The sequence below is a fragment of the Lentilactobacillus farraginis DSM 18382 = JCM 14108 genome (assembly GCF_000583655.1).
Classification (GTDB): Bacteria; Bacillota; Bacilli; order Lactobacillales; family Lactobacillaceae; genus Lentilactobacillus; species Lentilactobacillus farraginis.
In genome coordinates this window covers 14,382-28,369 of sequence record NZ_BAKI01000001.1, presented here as the reverse complement: position 1 = coordinate 28,369, position 13,988 = coordinate 14,382, and the positions used below count along the sequence as shown (strand labels likewise).

Genomic DNA, 13,988 nt, shown 5'->3' with positions numbered 1-13,988 from the left:
TTTTTAATATGGCAGTGAAATAGCCGTCAAACTTCAGCAGCCAGTTCCAACAGCAGTTCCTGCAACTGAAGACTATTGTTGACGGTTTGGTCCGGGATTATGGTCGGGTCGACTATTGAGCTGTCATGATTGTTGTACACACGGCTTGCCAACCAGCTTTCTTGGCGGGAACAATATCGTTTAGATAAGAGCTCCCCACGTACATCATTTCACTTCCTCGAAGCTTAAATTTTCGATTCATGAGGGTGAAAATCATTGGATCGGGCTTTTGTGCATTCACTTCTTCGGATGTAATGATATTTTCCCGGCTAAACCAGTGATGCAGATTTAAACGGGTAATTTTTGAAAGTTGGGTTTCTGTTTTACCATTCGTAATAATGCCAAGTTTGAACTTTTCAAATAGGCGATTAAAAACGGTTGCCAACCCATCAAATAACTGGATTCTTTGGCTCAGTTCACTGTACAAACGCCAAAATTCGGCAGCTTTTTGTCGGGTGAGACTCTCTGATGAAAAAGCTTTAAAAGAATGGTGTAAACAGTGAAAACTAATGTCGGCTTTTGAAAGCTGAAGTTGGTTATCAAGATTGTTTTTTGCCACAACTAATCGTTCTTGACGAACGTAGTTGGAAAAAATTTTAGCGATCAGGTTATTATCAAAGTTATTTGAAAATACTTGTTTAAAAGCGGCGTCAAATGACGGCTTTTGATCATATAAAGTATCGTCAACGTCAAAAACGATGGCTTTGAGCATATCGATTCCTCCTCGTCACGATAAAACATTTTAACACGTTTTAAAAAAATTTAACAATTTCACCAGGTTTTATAAAGTTTGGGTTTAATGTTAATGGTCTGAATTAGGATCAAAGTTCAAATTTTTTGAGATTGGTTTGCGGTTATTTTGGGGGTTAATCGGATTAAGTTTAAGTTAACGCTTGCTTTCAAGCCCAAATTTAGCTATACTCTTATAGGTGTTTTAATTACACACCCGATGTGATGTGGCTGGCGTTGCTGCAGTTGGAGTCCCAGTTGCAAATGACCGTCGGGGAGGAAAAAAACTTAATGGAGGCTATATCATGGCTGTAATTTCTATGAAACAATTATTGGAAGCCGGAGTTCATTTCGGTCACCAAACTCGTCGTTGGAACCCAAAGATGAAGCAATATATCTTTACTGAACGAAATGGGATTTATATCATTGATTTACAAAAAACTGTAAAATTAATCGATGTTGCCTATAACTTCATGAAGGAAGAAGCTTCAAAGGGCGCCGTTGTCTTATTTGTTGGTACTAAAAAGCAAGCTCAGGACTCAATTGCCGAAGAAGCTACCCGTGCTGGTCAATACTATGTTAACAACCGTTGGCTTGGTGGTACATTGACCAACTGGGATACAATTCAATCCCGTGTAAAGCGACTTAAGGATTTGAAGAAGATGGCAACCGATGGTACATTTGATGTTTTGCCAAAGAAGGAAGTTTCACTGCTTATCAAGCAACGTGACAAACTCGAGAGATTCTTAGGCGGAATTGAAGATATGCCTAAGCTTCCCGATGTGCTGTTTATTGTTGACCCTCGTAAAGAACAAATCGCGGTTCACGAAGCCCAAAAGCTGAATATTCCGATTGTTGCGATGGTTGATACCAACACTGATCCTGACCAAATTGACGTTGTTATTCCGTCAAACGATGATGCAATTCGGGCCGTTCGTTTAATTACTTCAACGATGGCCAACGCAATCATCGAAGGCCGTCAGGGTGAAGACGAAGTTAACGAAGAGACTTTCGAAAAAGATTCAAAAGATAACAAGAAAGATTCAAAAGAAGATTCAATTGAAGACATTGCTAATGCTGTAGAAGGCAAAGGCAATTCTGATAATCAGTAATAGCACTTAGGCTGACTCTATTGCTATAGACCTATTTGGCCTTAGTGTAGGGTCAGTTTTTATGTAAAGAATTAAGGAGGCCACTAAAATGGCAAAAATTTCTGCGTCACAAGTTATGAAATTACGTAAGAAAACAGGGGTCGGCATGATGGATGCCAAAAAGGCGCTTGTTGCCACTGAAGGCGATTTCGACAAAGCAATTGAAGTTTTACGTGAAAAAGGTGTCGCCAAGGCAGAAAAGAAGAGTGACCGTGTGGCTGCTAACGGTTTGGCAACAGTTGTTGTTAAGGGGAATACAGCTGCAATCATTGAAGTTAACTCCGAAACCGACTTTGTTGCTTCAAGCGATCCGTTTAAGGCTGCCGTTGCTCGTATCAGCGAGGCGATCGTTTCAAATAAACCAGCTGATGTTGATGCAGCTATGGCACTTAAAACAGATAAGGGAACGGTTAAGGACGATCTGATTGAAACAACCCAGGTTACTGGTGAGAAGGTAAGTTTGCGGCGCTTTTCGATTGTCGAAAAGAATGATGATGAGGTCTTTGGTTCATACCTGCACAATGGCGGCTTAATTGCTTCACTTGTTCAATTAAAGGGCGCCGATGAGACGACTGCTAAAGACGTTGCGATGCACGTTGCTGCTACTAATCCTGAGTACTTGAACCAAGCAGAAGTTCCTGCGGATCGTTTGGCTCATGAAAAAGAAATTTTGACCCAGGAAGCTTTGAACGAGGGTAAACCGGAAAAGATTGTTGAAAAGATGGTTGAAGGTCGTTTACACAAGTTCTTGGCAGAAATTTGCCTGGAAGATCAGGAATTTGTTAAGGATCCGGATCAAACAGTTGCGCAATACGTTGCTTCCAAGAATGGTTCAATTGTTAAATTTATTCGCTATGAAGTTGGCGAAGGCATCGAAAAGAAGCAGGAAAGCTTTGAAGATGAAGTTCGCGATCAATTAGGTAATTAATTTATTACTGAAGAACTGGGACAACGAAGGTGGTTTGTTCCAGTTCTTTTTTTGTGAATTTTGGAAAATGATAATTCAGGTTGGTACTAATTATATTTAAAAGCTTTTAAGAATCCGTTTAAGAATTGCTGAATTTATCAGTTTTATTGTTGCAGCTAACTTGAGTATGCTAAAATTGATGTTAATGATTAACTATGGGAGGCACTTTGATGTCCAAAGTAAAATACAACCGAATTATTTTAAAACTAAGCGGTGAAGCTTTAGCTGGTGACAGAGGTTTTGGAATTAACCCACCGGTTATAAAAGACGTCGCAAAAGAAATCAAAGATATTTTCGAGATGGGTGTTCAAATCGGAATTGTCGTTGGTGGTGGAAATATGTGGCGTGGCGAAGCTGGCGCTGAAATGGGGATGGAGCGCGCCCAAGCTGATTACATTGGGATGTTAGGAACAACAATGAATGGCTTGGCACTTCAAGACAATCTTGAGTCCTTGGATGTACCAACTCGGGTTCAGACATCAATTGAAATGCGTCAAATTGCAGAACCGTATATCCGTCGTAAAGCTGTTCGACACTTGGAAAAGGGTCGCGTAGTTATTTTTGCGGGTGGCACGGGAAACCCATATTTTTCTACTGATACGACAGCTGCTTTGCGGGCTGCGGAAATTGGTGCCGATGCTATTCTAATGGCTAAAAACGGTGTTGACGGCATCTATACTGCCGATCCGCGCACTCACAAAGATGCTAAAAAATATGAAACTTTAACCTATATGGATATTCTGGAAAAAGGTCTTAAAGTAATGGATTCGACCGCCAGTTCATTGTCCATGGATAACCACATTCCATTGGTAGTCTTTAATTTGAATAAACCGGGAAATATTCGTAAAGTAGTATCTGGAGACAGCATTGGAACAACTGTAGAGGAGAAATAGAAAATGGCAGATTCGCAGAAAGTCTTAAACGAAGCAAAGTCAAAAATGAAAAAGGCCCAAGAGGTTCTGGAGCACGAATTGGGTAGTATCCGGGCAGGCCGGGCAAATGCAAGTTTGCTAAGCGGGGTTACCGTTAATTATTATGGTGCGCAAACACCGCTGAACCAAATTGCGTCGATTTCAATTCCCGAAGCAAGAGTTATCTTGATTACACCGTATGATAAATCTTCCCTTGATGATATCGAAAAGGGAATTTATGAGGCGGACCTCGGCTTAAGCCCGGCAAATGACGGGTCGGCAATTCGGTTGGCAATCCCAGCTTTAACCGAAGAGCGGCGAAAAGAAGTCGCTAAGCAGGTAAAAGCAACCGGTGAGAAGAGTAAGGTTGCTGTCCGAAACGTTCGTCGGGAAGCGATGGACACCTTTAAAAAGGGTCATAAAAATGACGAAATTACTGATGATGAGTTGCATCGCTTAGAAGAACAAGTTCAAAAATTAACGGATAATTCGATAAAAAATGTTGACAAAATTGTTGCCAGCAAAGAAGACGAAGTCATGAATGGCTAGAAAGCAGGTTCAATAATGGCAGATAATAATAACAATCATAACGATGATGAAGTTTCTGTAGTACCGGGTACACCGGAATTTGAAAAGATGTTGTTTAAATTAAACAAACCGGTGACCGACGATAATTTAGGCGATTTAGATTATAACGAAGGTCGATTACAGGCTGTTCAAGATGGCCTTTATGCGATGCCGGCATACGTTACGGATGATTTTAATCTATTTTTTATCGTTTCACAGTTGGTTGAAGATGATTGGGTAATTGCCTTTTCACACGCAACGATTGAAAATGATCATGAGATTACCGATTTGTCTGAACCAATGACGACAGGCAAGGGCTTGAATGAACTTGGAGAAAAAAGCCCTGCCGATGCCAATAAACTGTTGAAATACTTCAATACTTTAGCAGAAGCAAATCGTGGCGAATGGCGAATGGTTGAACGTCCGGATGGTGCAGAAGATTAACAAGTAAGTGCATTTTTAGGATGAGTTTAACTTCTCATCCTTTATTTTTTCCTGAATTGTTTAGAGGAGAATTTGATGTTTAACAATAATAAGAAACAAATTGATTCAGCCAGTCAATTGGACCTTGACCGAATTCCAAAACATATTGCAATTATTATGGATGGTAATGGTCGATGGGCAAAAAAACGGCATTTACCAAGAGTTGCCGGCCATAAGCAGGGAATGGAAACAGTTAAAACGGTGACCGTGGCAGCAAGTAAATTAGGTGTTAGGGTCTTAACCCTGTATGCCTTTTCAACTGAAAACTGGAAACGGCCGATGGATGAAGTTAATTTTTTAATGGGCTTACCGGTTAAATTTTTTAACAATTTTGTCCCGGAATTAATTGAAAACAATGTTAAAGTTTCAGTAATGGGACTAATTGACCAACTCCCCGAGAAGACTCAAAAAGCTGTTCGGGATGCGGTTGCTCAAACCAGCCAATGTACTGGCATGATTTTGAATTTTGCTCTAAACTATGGCAGTAGATTGGATATTCGAACGGCGATGCAGCAGATTGCCAGAGAAGTTGAAAACAAAACGATCACAGTTTCTGAAATTGATGATGCGTTAATATCCCGCCATTTGATGACAGGTTTCTAGGGGAAAATGCTGACCCTGATTTACTGATTCGAACAAGTGGTGAGCAACGGATTTCAAATTTTCTGCTTTGGCAAATCGCATACAGTGAATTGGTCTTTACGGAAACGCTTTGGCCCGATTTTGATGGTGATACTTTAAAGGAAATGATTTTAACTTATCAACATCGAAATCGGCGGTTTGGTGGTTTAAAAAATGAAGAGTAGGAGCAAATTCAAGTGAAACAGCGTGTAATAACTGCAGTCGTTGCATTGATTATTTTTATTCCGATTATTGTGTTGGGCCATGTATGGCTTGATATTGCTGCACTCGCTTTGGGCATTGTTGCAGTTTCGGAGATTTTGGTTATGAAGAAGCGGATCCTGGTTGCCGGCGAGTCAATCATTGCCTATTTAGGTGTTAGCGCACTGATTTTACCGGATAATTGGACTGGCTTTTTACCAAATAATGTTAATCAAACCTTTATTTTTTTCTTGTTTGTCCTAATGCTGTTGCTGGTTACGGTTTTGAGCAGAAACCTGTTTACGTTTGATGATGCCGGCGTGATCGTCCTGGGAATGTTATATATTGGCATAGGTTTTCATTATTTCATCGCCGCACGAGCCGTGTCGTTAAGTGTATTGTTATATGCACTGTTTATTGTATGGATAACTGACAGTGGTGCTTATATTTTCGGTAGATTATTAGGTAAGCACAAATTGGCACCTCGAATCAGTCCGAATAAGACTTGGGAAGGTTCCATTTGCGGGTCGCTATCGGCCATTATCCTCTGTTCAATTTTTGTTGTCTTTTATCCGATTGCCGGTTACTCATTGGTTGAAATGATTTTTATTACAGCTTTTCTATCGATTGCCGGTCAATTTGGTGATTTGATTGAATCGGCATTAAAACGCTATTACGGTGTCAAAGATTCTGGGAAGGTTTTACCTGGACACGGTGGTATTTTAGATCGATTTGACAGTTTACTTTTAGTGATGCCAATGCTGCATTTGGTCGGTATTATTTAGTCTGAAGTTTAGGAGGAAAGTGCCACTTGATAACTACAATTATAGTTTTTGTCATCGTCTTTGGTATTTTGGTTATCTTTCATGAATTTGGTCATTACATTATGGCCAAACGTTCTGGAATCTTGGTACGTGAGTTTTCTGTTGGAATGGGACCAAAGGTTTTCTTTCACAGAAGCGGCAGCACGACCTTTACTTTGCGGCTGTTACCGTTGGGTGGCTATGTCCGAATGGCCGGTGAAGTTGACGATGGCGAAGAAGAACTCAAACCGGGAACGCCCGTTACATTACAATTAAATGATCAAGGCGTTGTTACCCGAATTAATACGAGTAATAAGCATTCATTGTTTCAAGGGATTCCGTTAACTGTAACGGCAACCGACCTAGCCCATGATTTGTATATTAAAGGTTATGAAAACGGTGATGAATCCAACGTTAAATCATATCCTGTTGATCATGATGCCATTATTATTGAAACTGATGGTACCGAGTTACAGATCGCACCAGAGGACGTTCAGTTTCAGGCCGCACCACTTGGAAAAAGGATGATTACCAACTTTGCCGGTGTTTTTAATAATTTTATCTTGGCAATTTTGGTTTATACAATTTTAGGGTTTGTCCAAGGCGGTGTTCAGTCAAATACCAATAAAATCAATGTAATGCCGTCTGATTCAGTCGCCCGCCAAGCTGGTATAAAATCAGGTGATCAAATTGTTGCCGTTAACGGTCATAAAACGGCAAACTGGGATCAACTGGCGGTCCAAATTCAATCGAATCCCAATAAAAGAATTACTGCTAAAGTTGTCCGAAATGGGCAGGACAAAACAATTCAACTGACACCCAAATCAAGTAATCAGGGTGGCAAGCGAATTGGGATGATTGGCATTACCCAGTCATTGGACACCAGCTTTAAGGCAAAGGCCTTATCCGGATTTACCCAAACTTGGACAATGACAAAGACGTTATTGGGGGCGCTTTGGTCAATGGTAAGCGGCCACTTTAGCTTAAATGATCTTGGCGGGCCGGTTGCAATTTTTGCAACAACCTCTCAAGCTGCTTCAATGGGAGTTTCTGGCGTCTTGACATTTTTGGCTTGGCTGTCGTTGAACCTGGCGATTATTAATTTGATTCCAATTCCCGGACTTGATGGTGGTAAACTAGTTTTAAATATCATCGAAGCTATCAGGAGAAAACCGGTTTCTCAACGAACTGAAACGATTGTGACGTTGATTGGGTTCGCCTTCTTAATGATTTTAATGATTTTAGTGACGTGGAATGATATTGAACGTTATTTTCTACACTAAAAATTAAATTTTTAATAACAATAATCAAAATAGATATTTGACGCAAAGGAGCAGTTGATTAGATTATGAAGCAGTCTAAAATGTTAGTACCTACCTTGAAGGAAACGCCCAAGGGAGCGGAAGCACTCAGTCACAAGATGCTGGTTCGAGCCGGTTACATTAAACAAATTTCGGCGGGGATGTATGCTTATTTACCGCTGGCTTATCGAGTGTTGTCCAAAATTGAAGAAATTGTCCGCCAGGAAATGGCCAAAACATCGGCTCATGAAATGTTGATGCCGGATATTTTGCCTGCAGATTTGTGGAAAGAATCCGGTCGGTATGAAACATACGGCCCGGAATTGTTCAAATTTAAGAATCGGCATGATACAGATTTTATTCTTGGACCAACTCATGAAGAGACCTTTACAGAGTTGATTCGGGATTCGGTTAAGTCTTATAAGCAATTGCCGTTAATTCTTTATCAGATTCAAAATAAATATCGGGATGAAGATCGTCCACGTTATGGCTTATTGCGAAGCCGTGAATTCATTATGAAAGATGCTTACTCGTTTGCCGCTAATGAAGCTGACCTTGACACTGCCTATCGGGCAATGGAAAAGGCCTACCGGGCTATTTTTGATCGAATTGGATTGAAATACCGGGTAATTATTGGCGATGGCGGTGCAATGGGCGGCTCGGACTCAAAAGAATTTTCAGCCATGGCAGCTGTTGGTGAGGACACCATTGTTTACTCGGACGAGAGTGACTATTTTGCAAATCTCGAAATGGCTAAGGCTAAAGTAACGGATGGCCCATCAACTGAGGCTGATGAAGAACTTAAAAAGGTTGCAACCCCAAATATCAAATCCATTGACGAAGTTGCCGACTTTTTGGGAGTTACTGCAAAAAAGACAATCAAATCAATGTTATACATTGCGGACGAAAAACCGATCTTAGTTTTGGTTCGTGGTGACTATGACGTGAACGAAGTAAAGCTTAAAAATTATTTGAAAGCGGATTTCCTCGATCTGGCAACTGATGAACAGGCTGTTAAATACTTAAAAGCTGATTTTGGTTCGCTTGGCCCGGTAGGTGTCGGTGAGGATGTCAGGATTCTGGCGGATACGCGGGTTGCGAATATGAAAAATGCAGTGGTTGGTGCTGATGAAGATGGTTACCATTACGTGAATGCCAACTCTGGTCGAGATTTTCGGATTGATGATGTAACTGATTTAGTAGTTGTTAAAGAAGGCGAGTTGTCCCCGGATGGAAAGGGAAAGCTGAAGTTTACGCGCGGTATTGAAATCGGCCACATCTTTAAATTGGGAACCCGATATTCCAAGAGTTTAAATGCAAACGTGTTGGACGAAAATGGACGGTCAATTCCGGTTATCATGGGTTCTTATGGGATCGGTATCAGTCGACTGCTTTCAGCAATCTCCGAGCAAAACGCTGATGAAAATGGGTTGGTATGGCCAGTAGCCGTTGCGCCATTTACGGTTCATGTCATTCCAATTAATGCAAAAAAAGACGTTCAGATGAATTTGGCAAATCAGATTGAAAAACAACTAACCGAAAGTGGCCTTGAAGTGTTGGTTGATGATCGAAAAGAACGCCCAGGGGTTAAATTTGCCGATTCTGATTTGATGGGAATTCCGTTAAGAATTACCATCGGTAAAAAGGCTGATGAGGGAATTGTTGAAATCAAAATTCGACAAAACGGCGAAACGGTTGAAAGTAAAGTAACGGAATTAAGCGAAACCGTAAAAATTCTGTTAAAGAATCTCAATTAGTTTTATAACTAATCGACCGTCTATTTGTTATGATAATGGCTGTCAAGAAGGTGGGATCGAAAGTTACTTTTGTTCTCAGCTTCTTTTTGCACTAGATGAGGAGGATGCTCTTTGAGTTTGGATCAGAAGGCTTTATTTGAGAAGTTATTGGAGCAACTTCAATGGGAGGAGGCGAAGCGCTCACCATTCTTTCAAGACGCTAAAATTGATCGTCTGGAAGTTCATGAGCAGAGTCTTCGCTGGCAATTTGATATCTCTGTACCTAAAATACTACCCTTCGAAATTTTTAAGGATTTTGACGCTCGTTTAAAAGCGGCTTTTCAGCAAATTGCCAAAGTTTCTTTAAATATAACTCCTAAAAACGACCATTTTAATGAACAGCTGCTGCGGCAATACTGGCAATGGGTAGTTGTTAATAGCGGGGTGACGTCACCGCTCATTCAAGAACTTTGCGGCAATCGGGCCCCTTCGATTGTCGATTCGAGAATTGAGTTTATCGCGGAAAATGAAATTGTAAAGAATTTTATGACCAATACGGCGCTTGGCCCAATCGAAGAAATGTATCAAAAAGCAGGTTTCCCGAATTTTTCAATTCACACAATTGTTGATGAAACTTCATCACAGAAAAATATCGAAGCCTTACAGAAGAAGAATGAGGCCCAAAACGCTGCGTTAGTTAAAAAAGCCAATGAGGCAATTAAGGAAAATGCAAAAAAACGGGCCAGCCATCCCAGTGGTGGATCCAGTTCAGCTGTTATCGGTAAAAAAATCAGTAACGATGCGCCGGTCACAAAGATGGAAGAGATTGTTGAAGAAGAACGTTCGATTGTTGTTTCAGGGTACATTTTCAACAAGGAAGTTCGTTCACTAAGGTCTGGCCGGCAATTACTGATGATGAAAATTACCGATTACACATCTTCGATTCAAGTCAAGAAGTTTTCCAATCGAGGAGATGAAGCGTTATTTGATGAAATTAACGAGGGTGATTGGGTAAAGGTTCGGGGAAGTGTTCAGGAAGATAACTATTCTCATGAGCTAACCCTAAATGCATATGACATTAACCCGGTCAAAAAAATTGCCCGCAAGGATACCGCACCGGAAAATGAAAAGCGGGTTGAATTGCATCTTCATACCTCAATGAGCCAGATGGATGCTACTAACAATATTACCGATTTTGCCAAGCAGGCCAAGGCCTGGGGGCATCCAGCCCTGGCAATTACCGATCATGCAGCGGTTCAAGGATTTCCGGATGCCTTTCACGCGGGCCAAAAAAATGATTTGAAAATGCTGTATGGGGTTGAAATTAACTTAGTCGATGATGGGGTTCCAATCACCTATAACGATAAGCACATCCCCTTAAAGGACGCCATTTACGTCGTTTTTGATACTGAAACAACCGGCCTTTCGGCTATCTATGATCGGGTGATTGAGTTATCGGCTGTTAAAATGAAAAATAATAACGTGATTGATCAATTTGAGGAATTTATTGATCCTGGTTTTCACCTTTCCGAACAGACAACGAATTTAACTTCCATTACTGATGAGATGGTGCAGGGATCCAAATCTGAAGAAGAGGTATTCAAATTATTCCGAGAATTTTGTGGTGACGCAATTGTTGTTGGGCATAACGTTACTTTTGATATTGGGTTTATGAATACCGGCTATGTTCGCCATGGGATGTCGGAAATTAAGAATCCCATTATCGATACATTAACGTTGGCGCGCTTCTTGTATCCCAATATGCGGGGATATCGATTGAATACGTTGGCTAAAAAATTTGATGTCAATTTGGAACATCATCACCGGGCGATTTATGATGCCGAGACGACCGGGCATCTTAACTATCTGTTTTTGAAAGATGCCGAAGATCGTTACGGAATCGTTTATCATGATGAGTTAAATGACCACATGACTGAAAACGATGCTTATAAGCATGCCCGTCCGTCTCACGCAATTATTTTAGCGAAGACTCAGACTGGGCTGAAAAACATGTTTAAGATTGTTTCCTTATCTAATGTTGATTACTTTTTCAGGGTGCCGCGAGTGCCACGAACCCAACTGGAAAAGTATCGGGAAGGTATCATTGTCGGTTCAGCCTGCGCCTCTGGCGAAGTCTTTACGGCGATGATGCAAAAAGGCATGGATGAAGCCCGGCAAAAAGCCGGTTTTTACGATTATTTAGAAGTCCAGCCAAGACGGCTTATGCGCCATTGATTGAAAGTCACTTAATTTCCGATGAAACTAATTTGGAAGAAATTTTGAGCAATATTGTGAAACTGGGAGAGGAACTTCAAAAGCCGGTGGTTGCTACTGGTGATGTTCACTATCTTAATCCGGAAGATTATATCTATCGAAAGATTTTAATTAATTCGCAGGGGGGTGCCAACCCGCTAAATCGTCAGGAATTACCGGATTTACACTTTTTAACTACCAATGAAATGCTTGATGATTTTTCATTTTTGGGGCCTGAAAAGGCAAAGGAAATTGTCGTTGCAAACACAAATAAGATTGCTGATGCAATCGAAGATGTTCATCCATTGAAGGACCGTCTTTATACACCGAAAATGGCAGGCGCCGAAGACGAAATTCGAGAACGAACAATGACAACTGCCCACCAATGGTATGGCGATCCATTGCCTAAAATTGTTGACGATCGTTTAAAAACGGAACTTAAAAGTATTATTGGAAATGGGTTCTCGGTAATTTATTTGATTGCGCAACGGTTGGTAGCTAAAAGTAATAAAGACGGTTATTTGGTTGGTTCCCGAGGTTCGGTTGGGTCCAGCTTGGTTGCCACGCTAACGGGGATTACAGAAGTTAACCCGTTACCGCCGCACTATCGTTGCCCGCACTGCCGTCATACGGAATTCTTTACCAAGGGTGAATACAGTTCCGGATACGATTTACCAAGGAAAAAATGCCCGGAATGCGGCACGCAAATGATTGGTGACGGCCACAACATTCCGTTTGAAACCTTCTTGGGCTTTACCGGTAATAAGGTACCGGATATTGATTTAAACTTTTCCGGTGACTATCAACCAATTGCCCATAACTACACAAAAGTGTTGTTTGGTGAGAAAAATGTTTTTCGGGCCGGAACAATTGGAACAGTTGCCGATAAAACGGCGTATGGCTATGTTAAGGCCTATGAACGTGACAAGGGCAGAACTTACCGCCAGGCGGAAGAAGACCGGTTAGCCAAGGGTGCCACGGGCGTCAAACGAACGACCGGGCAACACCCGGCTGGAATTATTGTTGTCCCGGCAGATATGGATATTTACGATTTTACACCAATTCAATATCCGGCCGATGATCAGTCGGCAGCCTGGAAAACGACCCACTTTGATTTCCATTCAATTCACGACAATATTTTAAAAATTGATATTTTGGGACATGATGATCCAACGATGATTCGGATGCTACAGGATTTATCGGGCATTAATCCGAAGACAATTCCAATGGATGACCCAGGGGTTATGTCAATTTTCTCAAGTCCTAAAATCCTTGGTGTCACAGAAGATCAGATTCAATCTAAGACAGGTACACTGGGTGTTCCGGAATTCGGGACTCGATTTGTTCGGGGAATGCTTGAACAGACCCATCCAAGTAATTATTCAGAATTACTGCAAATTTCCGGCTTGTCTCACGGGACTGATGTTTGGCTGGGCAATGCAGATGAGTTGATTAAAAACGGGACTGCCACAATTGCCAATGTGATTGGTTGTCGTGACAACATTATGACTGATTTAATTCAGTGGGGCTTGGATTCTGAGCTGTCGTTTCAAATTATGGAAAGTGTTCGTCACGGCCGGGGAATTCCGGATGATTGGCAGGAAGAAATGCGAAAAGCCAAGATCCCGGAGTGGTATATTGACTCCTGTTTAAAAATTAAGTATATGTTCCCAAGAGCCCATGCCGCTGCGTATATTTTGATGGCATTACGAATCGCTTACTTCAAGGTTTATTTCCCATTGGTTTACTATGCCGCTTATTTCTCTGTTCGGGCAGACGATTTTGATATTGTGTCAATGTGCCGGGGAAAAGAAGCCGTTAAAAATGCGATGAGACAAATCAACGATAAAGGTATGGAAGCTTCCGCAAAAGAGAAGAATTTATTGACGGTTCTTGAATTAGCTAACGAAATGTTGGAACGTGGTTTTGATTTTAAGATGGTTGATTTAAAGAAGTCGGCTGCCAATGAATGGTTGATTGATGGAAAGAATTTAATTGCACCATTTAATTCTGTTCCCGGACTTGGCTTAAACGTTGCCAAACAGATTGTGGCTGCTCGGGAAGATAAGCCGTTTATTTCAAAAGAAGATTTGTCCAAGCGGGGAAAAGTTTCAAAGACCCTGATTGACTTTATGACTGAAAATCATGTATTAGATGGTCTTCCGGATGAAAATCAACTAAGCTTATTTGACATGATGTAACCAGTAAAAATCACTGTTAACGGGC

Annotated in this window: 9 protein-coding genes and 2 pseudogenes; 10 read left to right on the top strand and 1 reads right to left on the bottom strand. The window is 41.2% G+C overall.

Features of this window, described 5'->3' with window-relative positions; all coding sequences use genetic code 11:
- Positions 1–112 precede the first annotated feature (112 nt).
- Entirely contained in the window at positions 113–751 is a 639-nt protein-coding gene (locus tag JCM14108_RS00120) for an HAD family hydrolase (protein WP_237745654.1), read from the bottom strand.
- Between the two features lie 322 nt (positions 752–1,073).
- Between JCM14108_RS00120 and rpsB the strand changes: the two genes are divergently transcribed.
- From rpsB to JCM14108_RS00070, 10 genes and pseudogenes are all read left to right on the top strand, one after another.
- Positions 1,074–1,880, top strand: a complete 807-nt coding sequence (gene rpsB, locus JCM14108_RS00115) for a 30S ribosomal protein S2 (RefSeq protein ID WP_035177170.1) — start codon at positions 1,074–1,076, stop codon at positions 1,878–1,880.
- An 88-nt stretch (positions 1,881–1,968) separates the two neighbouring features.
- Entirely contained in the window at positions 1,969–2,847 is an 879-nt protein-coding gene (gene tsf, locus JCM14108_RS00110) for a translation elongation factor Ts (RefSeq protein ID WP_035177167.1), read from the top strand.
- 209 nt (positions 2,848–3,056) lie between these two features.
- Entirely contained in the window at positions 3,057–3,779 is a 723-nt protein-coding gene (gene pyrH, locus JCM14108_RS00105; RefSeq protein WP_035177165.1) for a UMP kinase, read from the top strand.
- A gap of 3 nt (positions 3,780–3,782) precedes the next feature.
- A complete protein-coding gene (frr, locus tag JCM14108_RS00100) occupies positions 3,783–4,346 on the top strand; it encodes a ribosome recycling factor (RefSeq protein WP_035177162.1) in 564 nt (187 codons plus the stop codon).
- 15 nt (positions 4,347–4,361) lie between these two features.
- Positions 4,362–4,808: a hypothetical protein gene (locus JCM14108_RS00095; RefSeq protein WP_035177159.1), complete on the top strand. Its 447-nt coding sequence runs from the start codon at positions 4,362–4,364 to the stop codon at positions 4,806–4,808.
- 75 nt (positions 4,809–4,883) lie between these two features.
- A pseudogene (gene uppS, locus JCM14108_RS00090) lies at positions 4,884–5,653 on the top strand (undecaprenyl pyrophosphate synthase).
- 12 nt (positions 5,654–5,665) lie between these two features.
- Positions 5,666–6,454 (top strand): phosphatidate cytidylyltransferase, encoded by a 789-nt coding sequence (locus JCM14108_RS00085; RefSeq protein ID WP_035177156.1) that lies wholly within the window; start codon positions 5,666–5,668, stop codon positions 6,452–6,454.
- A 26-nt stretch (positions 6,455–6,480) separates the two neighbouring features.
- Entirely contained in the window at positions 6,481–7,755 is a 1,275-nt protein-coding gene (gene rseP / locus JCM14108_RS00080; RefSeq protein WP_035177154.1) for an RIP metalloprotease RseP, read from the top strand.
- 65 nt (positions 7,756–7,820) lie between these two features.
- Positions 7,821–9,530 carry a proline--tRNA ligase gene (locus JCM14108_RS00075; RefSeq protein ID WP_035177152.1) on the top strand — a complete coding sequence of 570 codons (1,710 nt, stop codon included), beginning with the start codon at positions 7,821–7,823 and terminating at the stop codon, positions 9,528–9,530.
- A gap of 111 nt (positions 9,531–9,641) precedes the next feature.
- Positions 9,642–13,963: pseudogene (locus JCM14108_RS00070) on the top strand (PolC-type DNA polymerase III).
- Positions 13,964–13,988: the final 25 nt, after the last annotated feature.

What these genes read in the sequence shown, in the direction of transcription:
- JCM14108_RS00075 (WP_035177152.1), top strand. Translation starts at nt 7,821, where the DNA reads ATGAAGCAGTCTAAAATGTTAGTACCTACCTTGAAGGAAACGCCCAAG.
- rpsB (WP_035177170.1), top strand. Translation starts at nt 1,074, where the DNA reads ATGGCTGTAATTTCTATGAAACAATTATTGGAAGCCGGAGTTCATTTC.
- JCM14108_RS00120 (WP_237745654.1), bottom strand. Translation starts at nt 751, where the DNA reads ATGCTCAAAGCCATCGTTTTTGACGTTGACGATACTTTATATGATCAA.
- pyrH (WP_035177165.1), top strand. Translation starts at nt 3,057, where the DNA reads ATGTCCAAAGTAAAATACAACCGAATTATTTTAAAACTAAGCGGTGAA.
- tsf (WP_035177167.1), top strand. Translation starts at nt 1,969, where the DNA reads ATGGCAAAAATTTCTGCGTCACAAGTTATGAAATTACGTAAGAAAACA.
- frr (WP_035177162.1), top strand. Translation starts at nt 3,783, where the DNA reads ATGGCAGATTCGCAGAAAGTCTTAAACGAAGCAAAGTCAAAAATGAAA.
- JCM14108_RS00095 (WP_035177159.1), top strand. Translation starts at nt 4,362, where the DNA reads ATGGCAGATAATAATAACAATCATAACGATGATGAAGTTTCTGTAGTA.